This window comes from Nocardioides sp. P5_E3 (assembly GCF_054049275.1).
Genome location: NZ_JBFUMR010000017.1, coordinates 59,298 through 84,910, shown reverse-complemented (window position 1 = coordinate 84,910; position 25,613 = coordinate 59,298). Strand labels below are relative to the sequence as shown.

Below are 25,613 nucleotides of genomic sequence, written 5' to 3'. Positions count from 1 at the left end.
CCCTTTCGGGTGACCTCGGGATCCTCTGAACGTGGCACGCCTCCTGCGCTCGCTGGGCTCGTGGTGCGCCCGCCACGGTCTCGTGGTGATCGCGATCTGGGCGCTGCTCGGCATCGGTGTCGGCGCCGCGGTGACGACCTTCGGCGCCCAGACCAACAACGACCTCTCCCTGCCCGGCACGGACAGCCAGGCGGCCAAGGACCTCCTGGAATCACGGTTCCCGCCGCAGCAGAACGGCGTCAACCCGATCGTCTTCGACGTGTCGACGGGCAAGCTGACCGACGACGACGCGAAGCAGGCGGTCTCCCAGTCGGTCAAGGCGATCGCTGCCGTGCCCCATGTCGCGAGCGTCACCGACCCGGTCAGCAGTGACGGCCAGACCGCGGGACTGCTGGCCGACGACGGCCAGACCGCCTTCGCGCCGGTGCTCCTCGACATCGGGTCCGGGGACCTGACGCCCGAGCTGGCCCAGCAGGTCGTGGACGCGACGGCGCCCGCCACCAGGGCCGGCATCACCGTGGCCGCCGGCGGCTCGGTGGGCTCCACGCTGTCGACCGACGACTCCGAGATCAGCGAGGTCGTCGGCATCGTGGCCGCGATGATCATCCTCACCCTGGTGCTGGGCAGCCTGGTGGCGATGGGGATGCCGATCATCACCGCCGTGGTCGGGCTCGCCGTGGCCCTGGGAGTCGTCGGGCTGCTGGGTCACGCGGTCCCCATCCCGTCCAGCGGTCCGACGCTCGCCACGATGATCGGTCTCGGCGTCGGTATCGACTACGCCCTCTTCCTGATCACCCGCCACCAGGAGCATCTCCGCGACGGCCTGTCGACGGTCGACGCCGCCGCGCAGGCCGTCGCCACCTCGGGCAGCGCCATCGTGTTCGCGGGCTGCACCGTCGTCATCGCCCTGCTCTCGCTGGGGGTCGCCGGCATCCCGCTGGTCAGCGCGCTCGGCCTGGCCTCCGCGATCGCCGTCGTCGCCGCCGTGCTGGTCGCCATCACCTTGCTCCCCGCGTTCCTCGGACTGCTCGGCCACCGGATCGCCTGGCTGTCGCTGCCGTCGTTCATGCGTCCGCGGAGCAGTCGCCGCGCCGGCCTGTGGACCCGTTGGGCGGGCGTCGTACGCCGACATCCCGCCGTCGTCACCGTCCTGTCGCTGGCGGCGCTGGTGCCGCTGGTCATCCCGGCCCTCAGCCTCGAGCTCGGCCAGGAGGACGTCGGTGCGACCGCTCCGGAGACGACCGAGCGGCAGGCGTACGACCTGGTCACCGGCGGGTTCGGGGTGGGCTACAACGGCCCCCTCCAGGTCGCGTCCGCCCTCGACCCGGTGGCCGCACCGAGCGCCGCCTACACCCGCAAGTACGACAAGGCGCAGTCGCTGAAGGCAGATCTCCAGCAGAAGCAGAAGGACCTGAYGGCGCAGAAGAAGCAGCTCCAGCGACGGCAGCAGCAGCTGGAGGCCCAGCAACAGTCCCTCGAGGACCAGCAGGCAGGGCTCGAGAGCGACCAGGCCTCGCTCCAGCGCCGGGCCGACCAGCTCCAGGCGGAACAGGCCGGGCTCGAGCGCCAGGCCGCGGCACTGGAGGCCGAGCAACGCCGCCTCGAGGCCGAGCTGACGAGGCTGAAGACCCAGGCGTCAGCCCTCGAGCGAAGGGCCCGGGCGGTCGCCGGCCGGATCAGGACCCTGGCCCGCGAGCTCGCCCGGCTCGGCCTCCGCGAGCGCGTGCTCCAGCGTCGCATCCAGCGCGCCGAGGGCAACCCGATCCGGGTCGCGCGGCTGCGCGCCCGGCTGGTCGGGGTCCGCGAGCGCCAGGTCGAGGTGCAGGCACGGCTGCGCCCCCTCACCGCTGAGGCCAGGCGGCTCGCGGAGCAGGCCCGGCGGCTGCGGTCCGAGGCAGCCCGGCTGCAGCAGCAGGCCGACGCGCTGCAGCGCCGCGCCGACGACCTCCAGCGGCAGAAGACCTCGCTGCAGCAGCAGGCCGCGGAGCTCCAGCGCGAGGGCGACCGGCTCCAGCAGCAGGCGGACTCGCTGCGCAGGCAGGGCAACGAGCTCCAGCAGCAGGCGGCCGAGCTGCAGCAGCAGGCCGACGACCTCAAGGCCCAGCAGAAGCAGGCCCAGCAGGAACAGGCCCAGGCCGAGAAGCTCAAGCAGCAGCTCACCGACATGGTCACCACGGCCGGTGGCGACGAGCGCGGCACCGACCCGCGTGTCGTGAACCTCCAGGAGGGCCTCTCGGCCACGGCGGGAGTGGTGGCGCTGACCCCGCCGCAGCTGAACGAGAAGGGCGAAGTCGTGCTCCTCTCGGCCGTCCCGGAGACCTCGCCGGCCTCCGACGACACCGCCGACCTCGTCGTGCACGTGCGCGACACGGTGCTCCCGGACACCAACGAGGGAGGTGGCATCACCTCGCACGTCGGCGGCTACACGGCGTCGTACGTCGACCTGGCATCGCTGATCTCCGCGCGGCTGCTCCTGGTGATCGGGACGGTCATCCTGCTGGGCTTCCTCCTGCTGATGGTCGCGTTCCGCTCGCTGCTGATCCCGCTGCAGGCGGCGATCACCAACCTCCTCTCGGCCGCCGCCGCGTTCGGGGTGCTGACAGCCGCCTTCCAGTGGGGCTGGGGGATCTCGTTGCTGGGCATCGACACCGCCGCCGGGTCCGTGCCGATCGCCAGCTACGTGCCGCTGATGATGTTCGCCGGCCTCTTCGGGCTGTCGATGGACTACGAGGTGTTCCTCGTCAGCCACGTGCAGCAGCACCACCACGCCGGCGAGGAGGCGCGCGAGGCGGTGCAGGCGGCGCTGGCGTCGAGCGCGCGCATCACGACGGCCGCGGCGCTGATCATGGCGTCGGTCTTCGCCAGCTTCATCCTCAACGACGACCCCACCATCAAGCAGTTCGGCGTCGGGTTGTCGGTGGCCGTGCTGCTCGCCGGCATCCTGGTCGTGACGCTGGCCCCTGCGATCCTGGTGCTCTTCGGGCGCGCGGCGTGGTGGCTGCCGCGCTGGCTGGACCGGATCCTGCCGCACGTCTCGATCGAGGGCGAGGCCGCCGTCACCTCGGCAACGGAACCCGCAAGAACGTCGGACGAGGGCGCGTCGCACGCTCCTTGACCGTCCGGGGGCCGGTGTGGTCGGCGCTGGATGCCCGCCATTGTCCGAGCCCGCACGCATGGACCCGATCGGACGGGGTACGGCGACAGGTCGGGGGATCCCTCATCGGACAGAGCGCATCATGCGACACCCCCCGGCCGGCGGCCCGTCACCCAGCCTGCCGCCCACGTCAGGCGTGGGGGTCGGCGTGGGGGTCGGACCACCGGCGTCCCGGCCGGCGTGACCCTCGAGCCCTACACCGGTCCGTGCATCTTCGGGAGTCCAACGGCTCCTCTGCGGAGATCGACGGCAAGGACGTCCGGGTGAAGTGCGGCGAGCTGTTGGCCTACCATCCGTTCGCGCTGACCGTCCGCAACAGCCGCGTGCCCCGCATCGAGGTCACCGGCAATGGCCAGAGCCTCGACATCAGCGACAGCGACGTCGTTGCGGGCGCGTGGTCCGACGGCGCGCTGTGGGGGTCGAACATCACGGCCACCCGCGTCGAGATCACCGGCGGCCAGCACTCGGTGCACTGCGAGGACAGCTGCACCATCGTGGACTCCTGGCTCCACGGCCAGTACAACCCGGACGGTGGGGCGTACCACACCAACGCCTTCCTCACGAACGGCGGCAGCGGCATCGTGCTCCGGCACAACACCCTGCACTGCGACTCGATCCTGAACAGCACGGACGGCGGGTGCACCGCCGACGTGTCGCTGTTCGGCGACTTCGGTCCCGTCTCCGACGTGCTCGTGGAGCGGAACCTGCTGAAGGCCAACGCCTCGTCGATCTCGTACTGCGCGTACGGCGGCTACAGCCCCAGCAAGCGGTACCCGATCGCCACCGGAATCCGGTTCATCGGCAACGTCTTCGAGCGCGGCACCAACCGCCGGTGCGGCGTCTACGGCCCGGTCACGTCGTTCCAGGCCAGCGCCGCCGGCAACCAGTGGTCGGGCAACACCTGGGACTCCGGCGAGCCCCTGACCCCCTGACCGTGCCCGACCCGTAACACGCTCGGCCTTCACGGCGCTGAAGGGAAGAGGGCAGCGGCGCGACCATTTCCCCCCGGATCGAGGTCGCGCCGCTGTTCCCTGTCTTGCAAAGCCCCCCGGGCTGTACCGTGGACCCAGGCGTTCGATCCGGGGGGATGGACTGCCTGGTGGCGGCCCGGGTGCTCACATCCTGAGCACCCGGGCCCGCCGCCGATCTCGCAGCCGGGCCGGCGGCCTCAGTCGCCCGTCGGGCCGAATCGCTCGACGCGGATGGCCGCAGGGTCGAGCCCGCACGCGACGAGCAGCTCCTCGGCGTACGACGCGAAGCGCGCCGAGCCGCAGACGTAGCCGAGGTCGACGCCCTCCAGCAGCGGCGCCAGCTCCGCGGTCGTGAACGGCCCGGCCGGCCGGCCGCCGACGTCGGCGCGCGTGAACGCGAGCGTCGCTCCGTAGCGCTCGAGCTCTGGGGCGTAGGCGAGCTCGTCGGGCGTGCGGCCCATCGCGGCGATGTGCAGCAGGTCGGTGCGCCCGACCCGGCGTGCCGTGCGGGCCATGGCGACAGCAGGCACGACCCCGGTGCCGCCGACGAGGCACAGGACACGGGACTTCGTGTCCCAGACGAACCAGCGGCCGATCGGTCCGCGCAGCTCGAGCACGTCACCGACCTCGGCGACGTCGGCGAGGAACTCCGACACCTCCCCGTCCGGCTGTCGCTCGATGAGCAGCTCCAGCAGCGGGTCGTCGCTGTCGGAGGCCAGGGAGTACGAGCGCTGGGCGGTGTAGCCGTCGGGCGCGCGCAGCCTGAGGATGTAGTGCTGGCCGGGCAGGTGGTGGGGCCGGTCGTCCACGTGCAGCCGCAGCCGGACCGTGTTCGTGGTCGGCTGGTCCTTCTCGATGATGCGGCCGTCGCTCCAGGCCGCCATGGGGGCCGGGGCCACGTCAGTCGTCACCCTGGTAGCGCTGCTCGCGCCACGGGTCGCCGCGGTCGTGGTAGCCGTTCTGCTCCCAGAAGCCCGGCCGGTCCTCGGTCATCAGCTCGAGGCGCGAGAGCCACTTGGCCGACTTCCAGAAGTACAGGTGCGGCACCAGCAGCCGGAGCGGACCACCGTGCTGGCGGGGGAGCGGCTTGCCGTCGAAGCTCCACACCACCCACGCGCGACCGCCGGTGACGTCCGCCAGCGGCAGGTTGGTGGTGTAGCCGGTCACCGAGTGCGCCATGACGTACGCCGCCGAGGTGTCCGGCTCGGCGACCGCGAGCAGGTCGTCGACGCTGACGCCGCCGAAGGTGGTGTCGAGTTTGGACCACGTGGTCACGCAGTGGATGTCGCCGAAGTAATTCGATCCCGGGAGGGCGTGCAGCTCCTGCCAGGTCCACGTGTGCGGCGACTCGACGAGGCCGTCGATGCTGAACGTCCACGACTCCTCGGGCTGGTGGGGCGTCGCCTCGGCGCTCAGCACCGGCCACGACGAGCCGGTGTCGTACTGCCCGGGTGGGAGCCGACCGCGCTCGGGCTCGGGGCGGCGGCGGTGGAATCCTCGGGTGACAGGCATGACTCTGCTCCTGGTGGCTCGCTGCTCAGGCGGACGGGGGCCAGTCTGCCGCGGACCGGGCATGGACCGCACGCAGGAAGTCGAGGACGGCTCAGCCGTTGCGGCCGCGGGCGGTGACCGGCCAGGGGGCGCTCCCGGTGGTGGGCCACAGCTCGTCGGCGAGGTTGACCGCGCTGCAGCAGTGGTTGGGCACGACGAGCACCCGACTGCCGAGCCGCGGGAGACGGCCCGGCAGCTCCACGACCGCGTGGTGCTCGGACAGCTGCACGATCCGGGCCTCGGGGTGCTCGAGGAGCCGACCGGACCCCGAGGCGTAGGACGCCCGGTCGGCGCCCAGCACCTTGGACCCGGCGTCCAGGACGGCGCGGCCGCCAGCGTGGCTCACGACCGTGGCCACCGCCGTGAGCGCGACCTGGTCGGGCGTCGCGGAGCCGAGCTCCCACTGCTGGGCGTCGCCGAAGACGTAGACGCCGGGCCGGACCTCGGTCAGGACCGCGGTGTCGGCGTGCTCGAGCGAGGGCGTCGACCCGCCGCTGACGACCTCGATCTGGATCCCGGCCGCGGTGACGGAGGCCCGCGCGGCCGCGAGGGCGACGCCTTCGTCGCGGGCCGCGACGGCCCGGGCGTCGGGGGAGTAGGAGTGTCCGGGGAAGGTGTAGACGCCCCGCACGGGGAGGTCGCCGGCGGCGAGCGCGACCTGCCGGGCCGACGACGGCTCGACGCCGCTGCGGTGGTGACCGCAGTCGACCTCGACCAGCACCTCCAGCCCCGAGCCGGCCAGGAGGGCGGCGGCGGTGCGGGCCCCGGTGACGGAGTCGACGCCGATCGCGAGCCGTACGCCTGACGACGCGATCGATCGCAGCCGCCCGGCCAGCTCCGCGGTCAGCCACAGCGGGTAGGCGATGAACAKGTCCGCCACACCCTCGGCGGCGAAGGCCTCGGCCTCGCCGACGGTGGCGACCGTCAGTCCGACGGCGCCGGCCTCCAGCTGCAGGCGGGCGATGTCGGCGGACTTGTGGGTCTTGGCGTGCGGACGCAGTGTGACACCACCGGCAACGGCGGCCCCGGCCGCGCGGGCCACGTTGGCACGCAGCCGGTCGACGTCGACCCGGAGGTAGGGCGTGGGCCGCTGGTCCGTGCTCACCCGAACCGTCGCCACTCGCCCTCGGAGACGACCTCGACCCGGTCGCCGTCCACGAGCACCGCCGACTGCTCGTCGAGGGCATACGCCGGGTTGCCGAGCTCGGCGGCCCACTGCTCGGCCACCTCCAGGGTGTTGCCCGGGAAGAGCCCGACGTGCGGGAACAGCGAGAAGTCGACGAGGCCGAGCGTCCGGTCGCCGTCCTCGGGTCGCCACTCGACGAACAGGTCGCCGATGCGCGGGGTCAGCACCATGCTGCCGGCGCTCACGCCCACCCACACGGTGTCGGTCAGCTCGGGCAGCAGGTCGGCGAGCCCCGACTCGACCAGCCAGTGGGCGAGGTAGGTCGCCTCGCCGCCGTCGACGAGCAGCACGTCGGCCTCGCGGACCCACGGCACCCAGCGGTCGGGGCTGATCGTGGGGAGCGCCGTCAGCTCGAGGAACCCGACGGACCGCCAGCCGAGGCCGGTCATCGTCGGCGGCGACCCGTCGGTGACGAAGCGTCGCAGCGACTCCGGCCCACACTTCGGATGACCCCACTGGGCCGTCGGGATGCACAGCGCGGTCGACTCCTCGACCGGCTTGTCGAGCAGGTCGACCAGGGCCGCTCGGATGCTGTCGTTGGTCACRCCACCGGAGGTGAGCAGGAGCTTCATCCCCGCATCGTCGCAGCATCGTCCGACGCTGACCGCGGCACGCCCGCGCGGCCTCAGGAGATCCGCACGCGAGGATCGAGCACCGCGTAGGTGAGGTCGACGAGGATGTTCGCGACGACCACCGCGGTCGAGGCGAACAGGACGACCCCGATGATCACGGGAAGGTCCTGCTGGGTGATCGCGACGATGGCGGTCTGCCCCAGGCCCGGGAGGCTGAAGACGGTCTCGGTGACCACGACGCCGCCGACGAGCTGGCCCAGGTCGATGCCGAACTGGGTCACGATGGGCGTGAGGGCGCTCCGCAGGGCGTGCCGGTAGGTGACGCGTCGCTCGGAGATGCCCTTGGAGCGGGCGGTCCTGATGTAGTCCTCGCTGAGCACGTCGAGCATCGACCCGCGGGTGAGTCGGGTGTAGGCAGCTGCCGACACCAGCGCAAGGGTCGCCCAGGGCAGCAGCAGGTGGTTGACCCACGGTCCGATGCCCTGGCTCAGGGGCACGTACCCGCCGGGTGGGAACCAGGCATAGCCCGCCTTGGTGAGCTGGAAGTAGAGGAAGTAGAGGAGCACCAGGCCCAGCAGGAACGACGGCATCGAGTAGAAGAACAGCGCGAAGGCGGTCAACGCCCGGTCTGCCAGCGAGCGGGGGTGCGTGGCCGAGACGACACCGTTGCTGACGCCCAGCACCAGCCAGATCACCGCCGCTCCCACCGCCAGCGAGAGGGTCACGGGCACGGCCTGGGTGATGATCGTGGTGACCGGGACCTGGTGGTAGTAGTCGTAGCCGAGGTCGCCGTGCAGCGCGTCGCCGACGAAGCTGGCGTACTGCTTCCACAGCGGCTGGTCGAGGCCGAGGCGTTCGTTGATCGCGGCGATGGTCTCCGGTGTGGCCTGTCGTCCACCCAGGGTGCGCGCGACGTTGCTCGGCACCACGTAGAACAGCGCGAACACCGTCATGCTGATCAGCCACAGGACCAGAAGCCCCGTCAACGTCCGCACGATGAGGAACCTCACCATCCGGGCTCACCTCCCGATCAGCCGGTCGACGCGCGGGTCGAGCGCGTCGCGCACGCCGTCGCCGAACAGGTTGAACGCCAGGGTGGTGATCAGGAGTGCGCCACCGGGGAAGGCGATGAACCACCACGCGGTCCGGTAGTAGCGCTGCGCGGTGCTGATCATCCCGCCCCAGTCCGCGGTCGGCGCCTCCAGGCCGAGGCCGAGGAAGGAGAGCGTCGCCTGAGCCACGATCACCACCGGCACCAGCAGGGTCGTGTAGACGATGATCGGCGCCATCACGTTGGGCAGGACGTCGATGAACATGATGCGGAGGTCCCCGGCACCCAGCGAGCGCGCAGCCTCGACGTACTCCCGCTCCTTGACCGAGAGCACCTGCCCACGCACGATGCGCGCCATCGAGGCCCAGCTGAAGAAGCCGATCACCACGATCGTCACCAGCAGGCTCGGGCCGGTGATGGACACCAGCGCGACGGCCACCAGCAGGAACGGGATCGAGAGGACGACGTCGATCAACCGCGCGAGGACCAGGTCGACCAGGCCCCCGAAGAAGCCCGCGGCAAGGCCGACGACGACCCCCACGATCACCGTCAGCATGGTCGCCAGCACGCCGACGCCGAGCGAGACGCGAGCTCCGTAGGCCACCCGGGTCAGCACGTCACGGCCCAGGTCGTCGGTGCCGAACCAGAAGGTCGAGCTCGGACCGACGGGCAGGCCGTCGGGAGTCAGGCCGGTCTCGCGGTACTGAACGTTGGGCGGGTGCCCGGTGAGCCAGGCGAAGAACGGCGCGAAGATCGCGACCAGCACCAGCAGGCCGATCACCACCAGGGACCAGATGGCGACCTTGTCCTTCCTCAGCCGGAGCCAGGCCAGCTTCCACGGACCGCGGCCCTCGATGGTGCGAGGCAGGTGCCCGGTGGTCACCGTGTCGGTCATCGTCGGGACGCTCAAGATGGGGTCGGTCATGGCTCGACCTCCCCGGGGGTCGCGATCTCGAGGCCGGGGACCGCGCTGCTCAGGCTCTCGCCATGCGCGAGCGGGTGCCAGCACGCGGTCACGTGGACGTCCGGGTCGCCCTCGACCGGCTCGAGCGGGGGCTGCTGCTCCCGGCAGTCCGCGCGGGCCTTGGGGCACCGGGGGTGGAAGTGGCACCCGCTGGGCGGGTCGACGGCCGATGGCAGGTCGCCGCTGAGGACGACGTGCTCGCGGCTGTCGGCCGCGTCCGGGTCGGGCGCGGGCAGCGCCCCCAGGAGCGCCTTCGTGTAGGGGTGCCGGGCCCCGCCGAAGAGGTCCTCCACCGTTCCCTGCTCGACCACCCGGCCGAGGTACATCACAGCAATGCGGTCGCTGACGTGACGCACGACGGACAGGTCGTGGGTGATGAAGAGGTAGGTGAGCCCCAGCTCGTCCTGCAGGTCGATGAGCAGGTTGAGCACCTGCGCCTGGATCGAGACGTCGAGCGCGGACACCGGCTCGTCACAGATGATCAGGCGAGGACGGAGCGCCAGCGCACGGGCCACCCCGATGCGCTGCCGCTGGCCACCGGAGAAGTCGGCGGGGAACCGGTTGTAGTGCTCCGGGTTGAGCCCTACCAGCTCCATCAGCTCCTGGACCCGGGCCTTGCGGGCCGGGCCCTTCTCCAGGTCGTGGATCGCGAAGGCGTCGCCGATGATCGAGCCGACCCGCCGTCGCGGGTTCAGGGAGCCGTAGGGGTCCTGGAAGATCACCTGGATGTCGCGCCGCAGCGGCCGCATCTCGCGGCGGGAGAGGTGCGTGACGTCCCGGCCGTCGAACCACACCTCGCCCGCGGTGACGTCGTACAACCGGGCCAGGCAGCGTGCCAGGGTCGACTTGCCGCAGCCGGTCTCGCCGACGAGGCCGAGGGTCTCCCCGGGCAGCACCTCCAGGTCCACCCGGTCGACGGCGTGCAGCACACCGGTCGCGCGTCCCGTCAGGCTGGTGCCGCCGGCCGGGAACTCCTTGCAGACCGCACGGGCCTCCAGGAGCGGTGTTGCCGTCGACGTGGTCACGAGGCGGCCCCCTCGGCCCCCTCGGCCGTCGCCCCGGTCTCGTCGGCCGCGGCCGTCTCGGCGGTCTCGGCGCGGAGGCGGTCCCGGATCGCGGTGCGCGCCACCAGGTCGGCGGGCAGCCAGCACGCGGACCAGTGGTGGACGTCGCCGAAGACGCGGGCGAGCGGAGGCTCCGCGGCCCAGCACCGGTCGAAGGCGTAGGGGCAGCGCGGAGCGAACGAGCAGCCGGGCGGGAGCTCGATCACGCTGGGTGGGGTGCCGCGGATGGGGGTCAGCCGGCGTCGGCCCGCGCCCACGGCGGGCAGCGAGTCGAACAGGCCCTCCGTGTAGGGGTTGTGGTGGTGGTAGAAGGTCTCGCGTCGTGGCGCGTGCTCCATCACCACCCCCGCGTGCATGACCACGACGTCGTCCGCCACCTCGGCGACCACCCCGAGGTCGTGCGTGATGAGCACGATGGCGGTACCGAACTCGCGCTGCAGGCGCGTCATCACCGCCAGCACCTGCGCCTGCACGGTGACGTCGAGCGCCGTCGTCGGCTCGTCGGCGACGAGGAGGTCGGGGTTGAGCGCCATCGCCATCGCGATCATGACCCGCTGGCGCATGCCGCCGGAGAACTGGTGCGGGTAGTCGTCCAGGCGTTCCTCGGGGTGCGGGATTCCGACCAGTCCCAGCAGCTCGGCGGCCCGGGTCCGTGCCTGCTGCCGGGTCACGCTGCTGTCGTGGGCCTGGATCATCTCCCGGATCTGCCAGCCGATGCGGTAGAGCGGGTGGAGGCTGGAGAGCGGGTCCTGGAAGATCATCCCGATCCGCTTCCCGCGGATCTGCCGCAGCTCGTCGGGCTGGGCGGTCAGCAGGTCGACGCCGTCGAAGAAGGCGTGACCACTGACCGTGGCGCCACGGGTGAGTCCGGCGATCGTCTGCGTGGACACGCTCTTGCCGGACCCGGACTCCCCGACGATGCCGAGCGTGTGGCCGCGGTCGAGGTCGAAGCTGACTCCGCGGACCGCCTCCACGACGCCGTCGTCGGTCGAGAACGAGACGCGCAGGTCCTGGACCTCCAGCAGGCGCATGGAGGTCAGCCGCCCTGCATGTCCGGGGACAGCCAGACGTTGGCGGGGTCGAAGTTCTGGATGGCGGGCAGGTAGATCGCGTTGTTGACCTGCGTGGCGTGGTAGTTCGCGTTGAGCGGCGAGGTGATGGGGAAGAACGGTGCGTCCTTCATCACCTGCTCATCGGCCTTCGCCCACAGGGACGCGGCCGTGGACTCGTCGGGTGCCGCCGCGGCCTGATCGATCAGCTTGTTGGTCGCCGGGTTGTCGTAGAACCCGAAGTTGCTGCCGACGGGCGGGAACGACGGCTCGCCGGAGAACAGCGGACCGAAGAACGACAGGGCGGCGTTGCCGAACCAGTCCGGCCCCCAGCCGGCCAGCGAGACGTCCCACACCCCGCTGCGCGCGGCAGTGGGCTCCTGCAGGTACTTGGTGTAGAAGTCTGCGTCGGGCGACGGGACGCCCTCGACCTTGATCCCGGCATCGGACAGGTCCTGCTGGACGGTCTGGAACGCCTTCGTGCCGCCCTCGGAGGAGCTGCGGTAGAGGAACTTCAGCGTGAGACCGTCGGAGTAGCCCGCATCGGCGAGCAGGGACTTGGCCTTGGCCACGTCGTAGGGGTAGAGGTCGAGGTCCTGTGAGCCGACGATGCCGGGAGGCAGCACGTGGGTGAGCGGGGGGTTGACCTTCGGTCCGCCGAGGACCTGGATGATGTTGTCACGGTTCATGGCGTACTCCAGGGCCTGCCGTACCTCCGCGTTCTTCAGCGCGCCCCCGTTGTTGGGGGAGACGGTGTTGAACACGACGTACGGGTTGGTGGAGTTGGTCTCGCCGAGGTTGAGGTTGGGGTCGTTCGCCGAGATGAGGCCCGGCAGCTGGGACGGCGGCGGGAAGGTCCCGAACTCCATGTCGGCGCTCGCGTTGCCGGTCTGGAGCTGCTGCTGCACCGATTCCTGGCTGACCGTCTCGTTGACCACCACCTTGTCGACATAGGCCTTCCGGATGGGGTCCGAGTCAGCCGTCCAGGCCGGGTTGCGCGTGAAGACGATCTCCTTGGTCGGGTTCCAGGACTCGATCTGGTAGGGACCGTCGGAGACCTGGTGCTGGCCGAGGTCCTGGCTGCCCGGGAGGTACTTGAGCACCTCCTTCGGTGCGGGGGAGAAGGCCGGCAGGGTGAGCATGTCGACGAAGTACGACGCTGGTTGGGTGAGCGTGAAGACCACGGTCTTGTCGTCCTTGGCCACCACCCCGGGCAGGTCGTTGCCGTCGATGTAGGAGGCGATCGCCTCTGGGGTCTGGCCGGCGTCCGTGAACCCGTCGCAGAAGTCCTGGTAACCCTCGATCAGCGTGGCGAAGTCGGGGATGCCGCCGAACGGCTGGACGGGGTTGCACGTGCGCTTGACCCCTCGCACCACGTCCTCAGCGGTGACCGGCCGGGCCGGGTCGGTGTTCCACTGCGCGCCCGAGCGGAGGGTGATCGTGTAGGTCGTGCCGTCCTTGCTGATGCCGCCGTTGTCGGTGGTCGGGATCTCCTCGGCCAGGTCCGGCGCGGCGGTCGTGGTCTGGCCCTTGACGGCGGGGTAGGTGAACAGCTGGCGGCTCCACAGGCGCAGGGCGCTGTAGCCCACGCTGTAGTAGGAGACGTTGGGGTCCATGTAGTCGACGTCGCCGGTGCCGAGCATGTTGAGCACGCCGCCCGCGCTCGGCTCTCCCGAGCTCCCGCCTCCGCCGGAGTCCGACGAGCCGCCCGAGCCGCCGCAGGCGGAGAGCAGGAGCAGGGCTGTGGAGGCGACCGCCAGGGCGGGCAGGCGACGGACGGTGGGCTTCATGGGGTCCTCCAGACCAGAGCGAGGTCGATCTGGCCCCGAGCACCAGTCGTCTCCATTGGACGCGTGAGCCGCGGGCCTTTCCATGCCTGCGGCCCGGATGTCACGGGTTCGTCACCGAGCTGTCACGTCGGCCGACGGTTGTGGCGCGATCGTGACGAATGTGAACGGTTGTGTGTCGCAGCCGAAGGGGGACACTGGAGGCGTGACGCGCACGGTGCTGCTGATCGAGGACGACCCGCGGGTGAGGCGGTCACTGCACCTCGCGCTGCAGGACGAGGGCTACCAGGTGGGGGAGGCGGCGACCGGCGAGGCGGGGCTGCGACAGCTCCGTGCGCAGGCACCCGACGTCGTCCTGCTCGACCTCATGCTGCCCGACACCGACGGCTTCTCGGTCTGCCGCGAGGTGCGACGGTGGACCGACGTCCCGGTGATCATCGTCTCCGCACGGACCGACAGCCACGACGTCGTCGCAGGGCTGGAGGCCGGGGCCGACGACTACGTCACCAAGCCCCTCGTCGCCAAGGAGCTGTCGGCGCGGATCCGGGCGCTCCTGCGGCGCGTCCACCACCCCGAGGCGACGGATCCTCGAACCCTGGTGCTCGGCGACATCTCGGTCGGGGTCGACAGCGGCGTGGTGACGGTCGGCGGGGTGGCGGTCGACCTCACCCGCACCGAGCTCCGCCTGCTGGTGGAGCTGTGCCGCAACGAGGGCCAGGTCGTGAGCCGGGAGGACCTGCTCGAACGCGTCTGGGGCTACGACTACCTCGGCGACGGCCGGATCGTCGACGTGCACGTGCACCGGCTGCGCGTGAAGGTCGAGGCGGACCCCGCCAATCCCCGCCACGTCGTCACCGTTCGTGGGCTGGGCTACCGCGCGGTCCCGTGAGCGTGCTGCGCGATGAGCCGACTGCTGCCTCGCCGACTCCTACCTCGACGACTGGGCCTGCGTGACCGGGTGGCGCTCGGCTTCGGCCTGATGGCGCTGGTCCTCGCGACGCTCCTGGCCGTGACGACGTGGCTCCTCACGTCGGCGTACCTCACGGCGCAGCAGGAGGACGCGGCGCTCGCCCAAGCCACCGACCACGCGCTGACCATCAAGGTGGGCGTGCGGGCGGGCCAGGACGTCGCCACCCTGGTCGACCGCCTCCGCTACCCGAAGGACGGCGCGGCCCTCCTGGTCCGCGACGGCCGGCGCTACCGCGGCACCACCTCGACCGACGCCACCTTCCCGCAGGACCTGGTGCGACGGGCGGCGTCGGCGACCAGTGCCTCGATCCACGAGGAGAGCCCTGGTGGCACCTACCTCGCCGTGGGCATCCCGATGGGCCACGGTGACGTCTTCCTCGAGCTCTTCCCCCGGGCAGACCTGGCCCGCACCCTGCGCGCGCTGTGGCTGAGCCTCCTGATCAGCGCCGTGATCACCACGTCGCTCGGGGTGGTGGCGGGTCGCGTCGTGGCACGGCGCCTGCTGCGGCCGGTGGAGGAGGTGACCGCCGCGGCCGCCGCCATCGCCGAGGGCGACCTCGACGCACGGCTCGACCCGGGCGCCGACCCCGACCTCGCCGAGCTCGCCGCGTCGTTCAACCAGACCGCCCGCTCGCTGCAGCACCGCGTGCAGGCCGACGCCCGGTTCGCCGGCGACGTCAGCCACGAGCTGCGCACCCCGCTGACCACCATGGTCAACGCGATGGAGTCGCTGAAGCACCGGCGCCGCGTCCTTCCGGCCACGGCTCTCGAGCCCCTCGACCTGCTCGACCACGAGCTCGAGCGCTTCCGGCAGCTGGTCATCGACCTGCTCGAGATCTCGCGCGCCGACAGCGGCGACGAGGAGGTGCGTGAGCCCGTGCGTGTCGCGGAGCTGGTGCGCCATGCGGCCGATGCTGCTGCCGGACGTCCGGTCACCTCCGTGGCGCCGGCGGCGGAGCACCTCGAGGTCGCCGCGGACCGCAGGCGCCTGGCGCAGGTCGTGGCCAACCTGGTCACCAACGCGGAGCTGCACGGCGGCGGGTGCACCCGGGTGTGCGTCGAAGCCACGGGACGAGACGTCCTGGTGACGGTGGACGACGCCGGCCCGGGGGTGCCGATGGACAGCCGGCAACGGATTTTCGAGCGCTTCGCCCGCGGACCCGGGCGGGAGGAGGGCGGCTTCGGACTGGGCCTGGCCATCGTGGCGCGTCACGTCGCCTGGCACCGGGGCACCATCTCAGTCGTCGACGGCCCCGACGGTGGGGCGCGCTTCGCGCTGCGGCTCCCGGCCTCGACCGGAGGGGTCGCGCCCAGGAAGGTTCCGGCGACTAACGTCGGAGCGTGACGGACTTCCAGCGGATCCTCGTGGTCAGCACGCGGGCCGACGCTGCGGAGGTCGGGCGGGTCCGGGCCGGCATCGGGTCGTCCGCGGTCGTGATCACCGCCCCGACCGCCGACGGCAAGCGGATCGTCCAGGGGCTCGGGCACACCGCCCACCCGGAGGTGGTGCTGGCTCCGGTCCGCTTCCCCGACGTGGACCGCGGTCACCGGCTCGACGAGGTCGTACGCCGCCACGCGGTCGCCGACCGGTTCCGCGACGTCGTGGTGGTGGCCGACCCGTCCACCATCACCCTCCTGCTGCGGGTGCTGGCGCCCGACCAGCTGCCCGCGGCCGGCCCCGTCACCGAGGTCGGCCTCCCGCGGGGGCCGCGGCCGGTGCCGCTCGGTCGCGCGGCCGCTGCGGGCGTGGGCCTCGCCCTGCTGGTGTCCTTGCTGTCCGCGGTGGTGCCGGTCTGGGTGCTGCCCGCGGTGGCGGCCGTGGGCGGGCTCGTGCTCCTGGCGCTGCCCGGGCGTCGCTGGCTCGGCCTGTCGGTGCTCATCGCGGTCGGGGTGGCGCTCGGCGTCTCGCTGCTGGCCATCGCGGGCTCGGCGAGGTTCCCGGGCGCCTGGTGAGGCGGGCCCGGACCGGTCAGGCGGGGGCGCCGGGCGCGGCCAGGGCGGGCGTGCGCCGCAGCACGACGACCATCGCGCAGACGGTGAGCAGGAGCGCCGAGGCGAGGGCGACCACGCCCGGCCAGCCGGCGTGGCTCCAGGCGGCGCTGCCGAGGTTGCCGAAGACCGACGCGCCCACGTAGTAGGCGAAGAGGTAGAAGGCCGCAGCCTGCCCCGTGCGTACGCCGGCGAGGTGGGCGCGCGAGGTGACCCATCCGCTGGCCAGGCCGTGGATGCAGAAGAATCCGACGGTGAGCGCCGCCATCCCGAGGACGACGACCGGCAAGGCGTGGGCCAGGGTCAGCCACACCCCCACGAGGGCGAACGCGCAGCCGACCGGGATGGTGGCGCGACGGCCGATGCGGTCGGCGATCCGTCCGGACGCCGCCGAGCTGACCGAGCCCAGGGCGTAGACGAGGTAGACCAGGCTGATCGTGCCGACCGAGAGCCCGTAGGGCGCCGAGCTGAGCCGGAACCCGAGCGCATTGAATACCGCCACCATCGTGCCGATCCCGCAGGCGCCCAGGACGTAGAGCGCCACCAGGGCGCGGTCGCGCACCGCCGCGCGGGCGCCATCGAGCACCGACCGCAGGTCGGCCGGCCGGCGCACGAAGTGCTGCGACGCCGGCAGCAACCACGCCACCACCGCCGCGCACGCGAGTGCGGCGAACGCGGCGGCAGCCATGCCCCAGCGCCAGCCCGCGGCGTCGGCGACCGGAGCGGTGACCACCCGGCCGGCCATGCCGCCCAGGGCGGTGCCGGCGATGTAGAGGCCGAAGGCCCGACCGTGCGCGGAGGGGTGCAGCTCCTCGCGGAGGTACGCCGTCGCGACGGCCGGCAGCCCGGCGAGGGTCACGCCCTGCAGCACCCGGAGGCCGAGCAGCGCCTCCCACGACGGCGCCAGCGCGCACAGGACGCCCACGACCGCGGCGGACCACAGGGCGAGGTGGATCAGGGGCGTCCGGCCGACCGCCTCCGAGACCGGCCCGGCGACGAGCAGCGCCACGGCGAGGGCCGCGGTCGTCAGCGACATCGCCAGCGTGGCGCGCGTGGGGGAGACGTCGTACGCCTCGACGAGCTCGGGCAGCAGCGCCTGGACGTCGTACAGCAGCACGAAGGTCGCCATCCCGGCGGCGAACACCGCCACCATCACGCGGCGGTAGCCGGCGGTGCCCGGGCGGTACGGCGTCGGGCCGGCGTCGACGGGCGAGAGCGGGGCGGTGTGCACCCGTCGATGGTCCGCTCTCCCGACTCATGCGTCCAATGTCGCGAGAAGAGCCAGGCGATACGATGGACGCATGATGCTCCGCGATCTCGGCTGGCTGGTGGAGCTCGGCGACCTCGGCCACGTCACCGAGACGGCGGCGGCGCTCGGCACCAGCCAGCCCACGCTGTCGCGCTCGCTCGCCCGGATCGAGGCGGAGCTCGGGGTGCGCGTCTTCGAGCGGACGCCGACCGGGCTGGCGGTCACCCCTGACGGACGGGTGGTGCTCGACGCCGCCCGCGACCTCGTCGTACGCCACGAGCAGCTGCGCGCCGACCTGGCCAACCGGCTCGACCCGGACACCGGGATCGTCCGGCTCGCGTTCCTGGACTCGATGGCCACCACGCTGGTCCCCAAGCTGCTGCGCGCCTTCCACGCCGAGGCGCCGGCCGTGAAGGTCGTGCTGAGCCAGGAGCCCGCGCACGACATCCGCAGCGACCTCGACCGCGGTGCCGTCGAGCTCGGCCTCACCATGGACCGGGCCGAGGACCTCGGCTGGCTGGCGGTGCAGCGTGAGCGACTCGTGGTGGTGGTGCCGCCCACGCACCGCTTCCGCGACCGCACGCGCATCGACCTCGCCGCGCTGGCCGACGACGAGCTGGTCACGACACCGCCGGGCTTCGGCCACAGCGCGCTGGTGCAGGCGCTGCTCGCCGAGGCCGGCGTGAGCCCCCGGATCTCCTTCGAGAGCGCCGACCTGGCCACGATCGAGGGACTGGTGGCCGCCGGGCTCGGGGTGGCGATCGTGCCGGAGGCGTTCGCCGGTCAGTCCGGGTCGGTGGGGCTCGCGCTGTCGTCGGCGTCGGCGACGCGGACGATCGGCCTCACCTGGCGAACCGACAGGCCGCTCGCGCCTCCGGCCGAGCGGTTCCTGGCGTTCGTGCGCGGCCGGACGTGGGCCGACTGACGCCGAGCGAGGTTGCTCAGCCCTGGCGCGGGCCGAAGAGCAGCCCGCGGCGTGCCTTGCGCGGCTGCGGGATCGCCGGGGCGGGCCACCACTCGAGGCTCGGGTAGCCGGCACGGTTGAAGCCCTCGCGGTAGACGAAGTTGTCCCCGCACGAGCAGACCCAGCGCTCACCCACCTCGTGGTGCTCACCGGTCGGTGCTCCGTCGGTCTGCAGGCAGACGTGGATCATCGTCGAGTCCATCAACGCTCCCTCCCTCGCGTCGAGCCCGGGCACAAACCCCACGTGTGTGCCGGGTCAGACCATCGTCGTGGGGACCTCGCGGAAAGAGAATGGGTGGGAGCCGAACTGCGACCCATCTTGAGGAAACCTCGGTTGTTCATGGTGGGTTCACCGGATCGGGTGCCGGCGAGGCCCCGAGGGGTCAGATCCAGCGCTGGAACCAGATGCGGGCGTCCCACTCCGACTTCGTCAGCAGGACGTCGGTCCAGATCGGCCAGAACCACGCGAACGCGATCACCGCGAGCACCGTGTAGCTGCCGGCGACGACGACGCCGAAGGTGCGCCGCGGCGTCGGCACGTCGGACGTCCCGATCAGGTGCCCCATGGCCAGCGCGACCGACAGCACGAGGAACGGCAGGGCGGTGATCGCGTAGAAGAAGAAGATCGGCCGGTCGTCGTAGGCGAACCAGGGGAGCCACGTGCTGGCGAGGCCGGCGACCACGACGCCGTGGCGCCAGTCGCGCGCTCCGACCCACAGCAGCAGCGATGCGATGGCGGCCAGGCTGCCTCCCCACCAGATGACGGGGTTGCCGAGGAGCAGCACCTGACGGATGCAGCTCGAGCCCGAGGGCGCCTCGCACCCCTGCGAGCCGGGCTGGATGTCGGTCTGGGCGTCGACCCCGACCGGGCGACCCATCACCAGCCACGTCGACGGCTTGGAGGCGTAGACGTGCGTCGAGTCGTTGAGGAAGTGGCTGTGGAAGGTGTAGACGTCCTGGTGGTACGACCACAGCGACCGCAGCGACTGGGTGACCTCCCCGAGGCCGTGGGCGTCGGGCTCGCTCGCGGTCGGCCACGGCTTCCCCCCGCCGTACGACGTGTACTGCGTGTTGTTGAACGCGTCCTCGTAGGCGTCGGCGTGCACCAGCCAGCCCGTCCACGACGCGACGTAGGTCGCCAGCGCGACTCCCACCATCGCGATGAACGCCGGCGCCCCGTCGAGGACGATCGAGCGGAGCAGCGGCCGGGGCTGACCGAACGCCCGCCGCGCGCCGGCGCTCCACAGCCACGCGAGCAGGCCGAAGACGGCCAGCGCGTAGACAGCGGACCACTTGGTGCCGCACGCGAGCCCGAAGCTGATCCCGCCGAGGACCAGCCAGGGTCGCCACCACGTCCGTGTCGCCCCCGCGGCCAGCCGGTCGCGCAGCCACTGACGGTCGGCGACCACGCAGTGCACGCCGCAGAGGGTGAAGAACGCCAGGAAGATGTCGAGCAGGGCGAGCCGCGACAGCACGAGCTGGAGGCCGTCGACGGAGAGCAGCAGGCCTGCCACCAGCCCGAGGACCGTCGAGCCGGTGACTCGCCGGGCGAAGCGGCACATCAGCAGGACCATCAGCGCGCCCACCACCGCCGACGCCGTCCGCCAGCCGGTGGGGTCCATCCCGAACACCTTGATCCCGGCGGCGATCACCCACTTGCCGACCTCGGGGTGGACGATCATCGACGGACCGTCCAGGAACAGCCCGGTCAGGTTGCCGTTGAGGATCGTCTTGTCGGCGTCCTCGACGTAGCCGCGCACGTAGCCGTGGTTGAGCAGCGACCACGCGTCCTTGGCGTAGTAGGTCTCGTCGAAGGAGAACGCGTGCGGTGTGCCGAGGTGCCAGCGGCGCAGGAAGAACGCCAGGCTGGCCAGGCACAGGGCGCCGGCCCACCCGAACATCGGGTCCTCCGACCGCCAACGCGGACGATTCCGCTCGGCGGCAGTCGGGCTCACGCGGGCACTCTAGCCAGACGCCACCGACGCCCGGGCAGGTCCCGCGAGCCTCTACGGTGAACCCATGACTGGCGTCCTCGTCCTCGCGGGCACCCCGATCGGGCAGGCGGGCGACGCGCCACCGCGGCTGGCCGCCGAGCTCTCGGGTGCCGACGTCGTCGCGGCCGAGGACACCCGACGGCTCAAGCGGCTGTGCGCCGACCTCGGGATCACGCTGTCCGGTCGGGTCGTGTCCTACTTCGAGGGCAACGAGCAGGCCCGCACGCCTGCCCTGCTCGAGGCCCTGCTGGCCGGCGAGCGGGTCGTGCTGGTGACCGACGCGGGGATGCCGAGCGTGTCCGACCCGGGCTACCGGCTGGTCGTGGCCGCGGTCGAGCACGACGTACGCGTCACGGCCGTCCCCGGACCCAGCGCCGTGCTGACCGCGCTGGCCGTCAGCGGGCTGCCGGTCGACCGGTTCTGCTTCGAGGGCTTCCTGCCGCGCAAGGCGGGCGAGCGCGGGCGACGGCTCGCCGCCCTGGCCGCGGAGGAGCGCACGATGGTCTTCTTCGAGGCACCGCACCGCACCGAGGCGGCGCTGGCGGCGATGGCCGAGGCGCTGGGCGAGGACCGTCCGGCCGCGGTGTGCCGCGAGCTGACGAAGACGTACGAGGAGGTGCGCCGCGGACCGCTGGGCGAGCTGGTCGCGTGGGCGGGCGACGGCGTGCGCGGCGAGGTCACCATCGTCGTCGAGGGCTCGAGCGGAGCCCCGCCGCTCGACACCGACCCCGGCACCCTGCGCGCGGCCGTCGCCGACCTCGAGGCCTCCGGCTCCACGCGCAAGGAGGCGATCGCCGAGGTCGCCAGGAGGGCCGGCCTGCCCAAGCGGGAGGTGTACGACGTTGTCCACCGCTGACGGCGGAGCCGGGCCGACCCGCAGCCGCGCGGCCACCGAGGAGACGTCGGGCGCCCGGCGCGACCGCGAGCGACCGCCCGCGCCCGAACCCCTGCCGCACCCCGTCGTCGACAACCACTGCCACCTCGACATCGCCGACGGCGACTGGCTCGACACCGCGGACGCCATCGCGGCCGCGGCGGCCGTCGGTGTGCCCCGGATCGTGCAGATCGGTTGCGACCTCCCCGGCGCCCGCTGGGCGGTGGCCGCGGCGGCCGAGCACGACGCCCTCGTCGCCGGCGTCGCGCTGCACCCGAACGAGGCGCCGCGCCTCGCCGAGGCCGGCCGCCTCGACGAAGCGCTCGCCGAGATCGAGCAGCTCGCGCAGGCCCACGACAAGGTGCGGGCCGTCGGCGAGACCGGGCTCGACACCTTCCGCACCGGCGAGGACGGCCGGGCGGCGCAGGAGGAGAGCTTCCGGCGTCACATCGACCTGGCCAAACGCCTCGACAAGACGCTCGTCATCCACGACCGCGACGCCCATGACGACGTGCTGCGCATCGTCGACTCCGAGGGTGCGCCCGAGCGCTGGGTGATGCACTGCTTCTCCGGCGACGAGGCCTTCGCCCGTCGCTGCCTCGACCGCGGGGCGTTCCTCAGCTTCGCCGGGACGATGACCTTCAAGAACGCGCAGCCGCTGCGCGATGCGCTGGCCGTCACGCCCCACGACCGGGTGCTGGTCGAGACCGACGCGCCCTACCTGACGCCCACGCCGTGGCGCGGCCGGCCCAACGCCTCCTACCTCGTCCCGCACACCGTGCGGGCGATGGCGGAGGTGCTGCAGGCCGACCTCGAGGAGCTGTGCCGGGCGATCGACGCCAACACCGAACGCGCCTTCGGAGGCCCCTGGTAGATCGGCTGACAGGTCGGCTGACAGGCAGAACCGTGAGCGGTGACACGCCGGATTTTGCCGTCAGGAGTTTGCGTCATCGCCGGTCATCGTTATCGTCTTGTGATTGTTGGCCGGGATCGGGAGCGATCATCGGCAGCACGAGGACCGGTTCGGGCCGGTCCTGCGAGACCCCCGCTCGCACGTCGTACGGCTCCCGCGACCTGGTCGTGGATGGCATGCAACGCTCGGCCGGGGGGTGCTGCCCCCGAGGACCGGAAAGTACGACGTTCGGAGAATCGTGCGCTCTCGTCTCGCGCAGCTCAGCAGGTCCAAGACCGTCCTGGCGACCCTCGTCGCGCTGGTCGTGGCAGCCGTCGGAGGTACGACGGTCGGCTACGCCGCCCTCAGCAAGGACGTGACCCTCACCCTCGACGGGGAGACCCGTCAGGTCAGCGCCATCGGTGGCACCGTCGCCGACGTGCTCGCGGCCGAGGGTGTCGAGGTCACCGACAAGGACCTGGTCGCCCCGGCGGTCGACGAGCCCGTCACCGACGGCTCGGCCATCGCCGTGCAGTTCGGGCGACCGCTCGAGCTCGCCGTCGACGGCGAGTCGCACACCTACTGGGTGAACTCGACCAACGTCGCGAGCGCGCTGGGTGAGATCGGCCGCCGCTTCGAGGGCGCCGACCTGTCGGCCAGCCGCGGCTCCTCGATCGGACGCAGCGGACTGACCCTCGACGTCGTCACGCCGAAGGTCGTCCACCTCAAGCTGGGCGCCAAGAAGCTGAAGCAGCGCAAGATGACGGCGCTGACCGTCGCCGACGTGCTCAAGTCGGCCGGCTTCGAGGTCGACAAGCACGACAAGGTGCGTCCCTCGCTGACGACCGAGATCGCCGACGGCGACAAGATCGTCGTCACCGACATCCGCGTGGCCACCAAGAAGGTGGAGCGCGAGGTGCTGGACGCCCCCGTCGTCGAGCGCGAGGACTCCTCGATGTTCGAGGGCGAGCAGGAGGTCGTGCGCGCCGGTCGCGACGGCGTCCGCAACGTCACCTACCAGCTCCGCTTCGTCAACGGCGACCTCGCGGCCCGCAAGGTCGTCCGGGCCGACGTGCGCCGCAAGGCCGTGCCCCGCGTGATCGCGGTCGGCACCAAGGAGAAGCCCGAGGAGCCTGCTGCCGACTTCTCCGCCGGCAGCACCGTGTGGGACTCGCTCGCGCAGTGCGAGTCGGGCGGCAACTGGGCCATCAACACCGGCAACGGCTACTACGGCGGCCTCCAGTTCAACGTCGGCACCTGGCGTGCCTACGGCGGCACGGGCTACCCGCACCAGGCCTCCCGCGAGACCCAGATCGCCGTCGCCACGCGCCTGCGCGACGCGACCGGTGGCTACGGCTCGTGGCCCGGGTGCGCGGCCAAGCTCGGCCTGCCCCGCTGATCGAACGCTGACCACCTAGGCTTCACCACCATGACCACGAACCCGGCCGGCCCGAGACTCCTCGGGCCGGCCGAGGTGCGTCAGCTGGCTGCTGAGCTCGACCTGCGACCCACCAAGCAGCGCGGGCAGAACTTCGTCATCGACGCCAACACCGTGCGCCGGATCGTCCGCGAGTCGGGCATCACCGGCGACGACGTGGTCGTCGAGGTCGGACCCGGGCTCGGGTCGCTCACCCTCGCGCTGCTCGAGGTCGCCCGCCGGGTCATCGCGATCGAGGTGGACCCGCTGCTGGCCGAGCGGCTGCCCGCCACGATCGCGTCGTACGCCCCGGGGCAGGCCGACCGCTTCGAGGTGGTGCTGGCCGACGCGATGCGCGTGGACTCCGTGCCCGGCCCGCCGCCCACCGCGCTGGTCGCCAACCTGCCCTACAACGTCTCGGTGCCGGTGCTCATCCACCTCCTCACCCTGCTGCCGTCGCTGGAGCGCGGTCTGGTGATGGTGCAGGCGGAGGTCGCCGACCGCCTCGCCGCGCCGCCCGGGTCGAAGACCTACGGCGTGCCGAGCGTGAAGGCCGCATGGTTCGCCGACGTACGCCGTGCCGGCGCGATCGGGCGCAACGTCTTCTGGCCGGCCCCCAACGTCGACTCCGGCCTCGTCGCCTGGACCCGGCGCGAGCCCCCGGACACCACCGCGACCCGCCAGCAGGTCTTCGCCGTCGTCGACGCCGCCTTCGCGCAGCGCCGCAAGCAGGTGCGCGCCGCCCTGCGCGGGCTGGCCGGATCGGCCGACAACGCGACCGCGGCGCTCGAGGCCGCGGGCGTCGACCCGACCGCCCGCGGCGAGGTGCTCGACGTGCACGACTTCTCGCGCATCGCCGAGGGCTTGGCGGCCACGCGCGCCTCGACGCCGGACCAGGTCGCCGAGTGAGCACGACGGTCCGCGCCGCCGCGAAGATCAACCTCCACCTCGGGGTCGGCGCGCCCCGCGAGGATGGCTTCCACCCGCTCGACACGGTCTACCAGGCCATCTCGCTCTACGACGACGTCACCGTCTCCGACGCCGGCGAGGACACGCTCTCCGTCTCCGGAACGCCCCACATCGACGTGACCGGCGTGCCGACCGACGCCACCAACATCGCGATGCGAGCCCTCGTCGAGGCGCCGTGCGGGGGTCCCCACCACGTCCAGATCACCAAGCAGATCCCCGTCGCAGGCGGGATGGCGGGCGGCTCCGCCGACGGCGCGGCCGCCCTGCTCGCGCACGACCGGCTGCACGACCTGGGCCAGCCCGACGACCTGCTCCTCGCGCAGGCCGCCCGGCTCGGCAGCGACGTGCCGTTCTCGCTCGTGGGAGGTACGGCGCGGGGCCGGGGCCGCGGCGAGGTCGTCGAGCCGATCGTCGACCACGGCACGTGGTGGTGGGTCGTCGTGCCGGCTCCCGTCGGCCTCTCGACGCCGGAGGTCTACCGCCACTTCGACCGGCTGCACCCCGACGCCCCGGCGCAGCCCGCCGAGCCGACGGAGCTCCTGGCCGCGCTGGCGAGCGGCGAGCCGGTCCGGCTGGCGCGCGCGCTCCACAACGACCTGCAGGAGCCGGCCATCGACCTGCGACCCGAGCTCGGCGACCTGATCGCGCTCGGGGAGGCCGAGGGCGCCCTCCGCGGCATGGTGAGCGGATCGGGCCCGACCTGCGTCTTCCTCTGCGACTCGCAGGTCGGCTCCATGGAGGTGGTCACCGCGCTGTCGGCGTCGTACGACGTCGTGCTGTCTGCCATCGGTCCCGTGGCCGGCGCCCACGTCGTCAGCACGCGCGAAGCGGAGTGGGACCTGCGCTAGTTCCCGGATGGGGTCCGGACCGGGTGGTGTGAACCGCAGCGGGCGGGGAAGCATGCCGTTATGTTGTGCGCGGCGTCGACGACGTCGCACTGATCGCCT

The 25,613-nt window shown here is 72.2% G+C and carries 23 protein-coding genes; 11 read left to right on the top strand and 12 right to left on the bottom strand.

Translation table 11 applies throughout. The features are described 5' to 3' along the window. Positions 1-31: 31 nt before the first annotated feature. Both ACXJKB_RS12665 and ACXJKB_RS12660 read left to right on the top strand, forming a co-directional pair. The gene (locus ACXJKB_RS12665) at positions 32-3,115 is read left to right on the top strand and encodes an MMPL family transporter (protein ID WP_457188841.1); all 3,084 of its coding nucleotides are present in this window, start codon (positions 32-34) and stop codon (positions 3,113-3,115) included. Between the two features lie 245 nt (positions 3,116-3,360). Continuing rightward, positions 3,361-4,086: a hypothetical protein gene (locus tag ACXJKB_RS12660; protein ID WP_457188839.1), complete on the top strand. Its 726-nt coding sequence runs from the start codon at positions 3,361-3,363 to the stop codon at positions 4,084-4,086. A 236-nt stretch (positions 4,087-4,322) separates the two neighbouring features. On the opposite strand, the gene ACXJKB_RS12655 is transcribed toward ACXJKB_RS12660, so the two are convergent. The 9 genes from ACXJKB_RS12655 to ACXJKB_RS12615 all read right to left on the bottom strand — a co-directional run bounded on the left by ACXJKB_RS12655 (position 4,323) and on the right by ACXJKB_RS12615 (position 13,352). After that, the gene (locus ACXJKB_RS12655) at positions 4,323-5,036 is read right to left on the bottom strand and encodes an FAD-binding oxidoreductase (protein ID WP_457188837.1); all 714 of its coding nucleotides are present in this window, start codon (positions 5,034-5,036) and stop codon (positions 4,323-4,325) included. Further along, positions 5,026-5,637, bottom strand: coding sequence for a sulfite oxidase-like oxidoreductase (locus ACXJKB_RS12650; protein ID WP_457188835.1), 612 nt, complete (start codon positions 5,635-5,637; stop codon positions 5,026-5,028). Before ACXJKB_RS12650 ends, ACXJKB_RS12655 begins: the two co-directional genes overlap by 11 nt. 91 nt (positions 5,638-5,728) lie before the next feature. Further along, positions 5,729-6,781 (bottom strand): alanine racemase, encoded by a 1,053-nt coding sequence (locus ACXJKB_RS12645; protein WP_457188833.1) that lies wholly within the window; start codon positions 6,779-6,781, stop codon positions 5,729-5,731. Further along, positions 6,778-7,434 carry a Type 1 glutamine amidotransferase-like domain-containing protein gene (locus ACXJKB_RS12640; protein ID WP_457188831.1) on the bottom strand — a complete coding sequence of 219 codons (657 nt, stop codon included), beginning with the start codon at positions 7,432-7,434 and terminating at the stop codon, positions 6,778-6,780. The genes ACXJKB_RS12645 and ACXJKB_RS12640 overlap by 4 nt, the downstream gene beginning before the upstream one ends. A 53-nt stretch (positions 7,435-7,487) precedes the next feature. Beyond that, positions 7,488-8,447: an ABC transporter permease gene (locus ACXJKB_RS12635; protein WP_457188829.1), complete on the bottom strand. Its 960-nt coding sequence runs from the start codon at positions 8,445-8,447 to the stop codon at positions 7,488-7,490. A 6-nt stretch (positions 8,448-8,453) separates the two neighbouring features. Continuing rightward, positions 8,454-9,410 (bottom strand): ABC transporter permease, encoded by a 957-nt coding sequence (locus ACXJKB_RS12630; RefSeq protein WP_457188827.1) that lies wholly within the window; start codon positions 9,408-9,410, stop codon positions 8,454-8,456. Beyond that, on the bottom strand, positions 9,407-10,474 hold the full coding sequence (locus ACXJKB_RS12625) for an ABC transporter ATP-binding protein (protein ID WP_457188825.1): 1,068 nt from the start codon (positions 10,472-10,474) through the stop codon (positions 9,407-9,409). The genes ACXJKB_RS12630 and ACXJKB_RS12625 overlap by 4 nt, the downstream gene beginning before the upstream one ends. Further along, entirely contained in the window at positions 10,471-11,544 is a 1,074-nt protein-coding gene (locus ACXJKB_RS12620; RefSeq protein ID WP_457188823.1) for an ABC transporter ATP-binding protein, read from the bottom strand. The genes ACXJKB_RS12625 and ACXJKB_RS12620 overlap by 4 nt, the downstream gene beginning before the upstream one ends. Before the next feature lie 5 nt (positions 11,545-11,549). Continuing rightward, on the bottom strand, positions 11,550-13,352 hold the full coding sequence (locus tag ACXJKB_RS12615) for an ABC transporter substrate-binding protein (RefSeq protein ID WP_457188821.1): 1,803 nt from the start codon (positions 13,350-13,352) through the stop codon (positions 11,550-11,552). Positions 13,353-13,554: 202 nt separating this feature from the next. Here ACXJKB_RS12615 and ACXJKB_RS12610 point away from each other — a divergent pair, with 202 nt between their 5' ends. Genes ACXJKB_RS12610 through ACXJKB_RS12600 form a run of 3 tightly spaced genes read left to right on the top strand, consistent with a single transcriptional unit; the run spans position 13,555 to position 16,271 of the window. After that, complete coding sequence (locus ACXJKB_RS12610; RefSeq protein ID WP_457188819.1) at positions 13,555-14,238, top strand: response regulator; 684 nt, start codon at positions 13,555-13,557, stop codon at positions 14,236-14,238. Between the two features lie 12 nt (positions 14,239-14,250). Next, a complete protein-coding gene (locus ACXJKB_RS12605) occupies positions 14,251-15,663 on the top strand; it encodes an ATP-binding protein (RefSeq protein ID WP_457188817.1) in 1,413 nt (470 codons plus the stop codon). Continuing rightward, positions 15,660-16,271, top strand: a complete 612-nt coding sequence (locus ACXJKB_RS12600) for a hypothetical protein (protein ID WP_457188815.1) — start codon at positions 15,660-15,662, stop codon at positions 16,269-16,271. Before ACXJKB_RS12605 ends, ACXJKB_RS12600 begins: the two co-directional genes overlap by 4 nt. Positions 16,272-16,287: 16 nt before the next feature. Here ACXJKB_RS12600 and ACXJKB_RS12595 read toward each other — a convergent pair whose 3' ends face one another. Further along, positions 16,288-17,538 (bottom strand): MFS transporter, encoded by a 1,251-nt coding sequence (locus ACXJKB_RS12595; protein ID WP_457188813.1) that lies wholly within the window; start codon positions 17,536-17,538, stop codon positions 16,288-16,290. A gap of 70 nt (positions 17,539-17,608) precedes the next feature. On the opposite strand from ACXJKB_RS12595, the gene ACXJKB_RS12590 reads away from it, so the two are divergent. Continuing rightward, on the top strand, positions 17,609-18,481 hold the full coding sequence (locus ACXJKB_RS12590; protein WP_457188811.1) for a LysR family transcriptional regulator: 873 nt from the start codon (positions 17,609-17,611) through the stop codon (positions 18,479-18,481). A gap of 16 nt (positions 18,482-18,497) precedes the next feature. Here the strand turns inward: ACXJKB_RS12590 and ACXJKB_RS12585 are convergent, their stop codons facing one another. Together ACXJKB_RS12585 and ACXJKB_RS12580 are read right to left on the bottom strand one after the other, a co-directional pair. Further along, the gene (locus tag ACXJKB_RS12585) at positions 18,498-18,722 is read right to left on the bottom strand and encodes a hypothetical protein (protein ID WP_457188809.1); all 225 of its coding nucleotides are present in this window, start codon (positions 18,720-18,722) and stop codon (positions 18,498-18,500) included. Between the two features lie 181 nt (positions 18,723-18,903). Continuing rightward, on the bottom strand, positions 18,904-20,475 hold the full coding sequence (locus tag ACXJKB_RS12580; RefSeq protein ID WP_457188807.1) for a dolichyl-phosphate-mannose--protein mannosyltransferase: 1,572 nt from the start codon (positions 20,473-20,475) through the stop codon (positions 18,904-18,906). 64 nt (positions 20,476-20,539) lie between these two features. Between ACXJKB_RS12580 and rsmI the strand changes: the two genes are divergently transcribed. The 5 genes from rsmI (at position 20,540) to ACXJKB_RS12555 (ending at position 25,514) form a co-directional block, all read left to right on the top strand. Beyond that, positions 20,540-21,370, top strand: coding sequence for a 16S rRNA (cytidine(1402)-2'-O)-methyltransferase (rsmI, locus tag ACXJKB_RS12575; protein ID WP_457188805.1), 831 nt, complete (start codon positions 20,540-20,542; stop codon positions 21,368-21,370). Next, positions 21,357-22,262 (top strand): TatD family hydrolase, encoded by a 906-nt coding sequence (locus ACXJKB_RS12570; RefSeq protein WP_457188803.1) that lies wholly within the window; start codon positions 21,357-21,359, stop codon positions 22,260-22,262. The genes rsmI and ACXJKB_RS12570 overlap by 14 nt, the downstream gene beginning before the upstream one ends. 277 nt (positions 22,263-22,539) lie before the next feature. Next, positions 22,540-23,679: a transglycosylase family protein gene (locus ACXJKB_RS12565; RefSeq protein WP_457188802.1), complete on the top strand. Its 1,140-nt coding sequence runs from the start codon at positions 22,540-22,542 to the stop codon at positions 23,677-23,679. 30 nt (positions 23,680-23,709) lie between these two features. Beyond that, complete coding sequence (gene rsmA / locus ACXJKB_RS12560) at positions 23,710-24,606, top strand: 16S rRNA (adenine(1518)-N(6)/adenine(1519)-N(6))-dimethyltransferase RsmA (RefSeq protein ID WP_457188800.1); 897 nt, start codon at positions 23,710-23,712, stop codon at positions 24,604-24,606. Beyond that, on the top strand, positions 24,603-25,514 hold the full coding sequence (locus ACXJKB_RS12555; protein ID WP_457188798.1) for a 4-(cytidine 5'-diphospho)-2-C-methyl-D-erythritol kinase: 912 nt from the start codon (positions 24,603-24,605) through the stop codon (positions 25,512-25,514). Before rsmA ends, ACXJKB_RS12555 begins: the two co-directional genes overlap by 4 nt. The last annotated feature ends 99 nt before the right edge of the window (positions 25,515-25,613 follow it).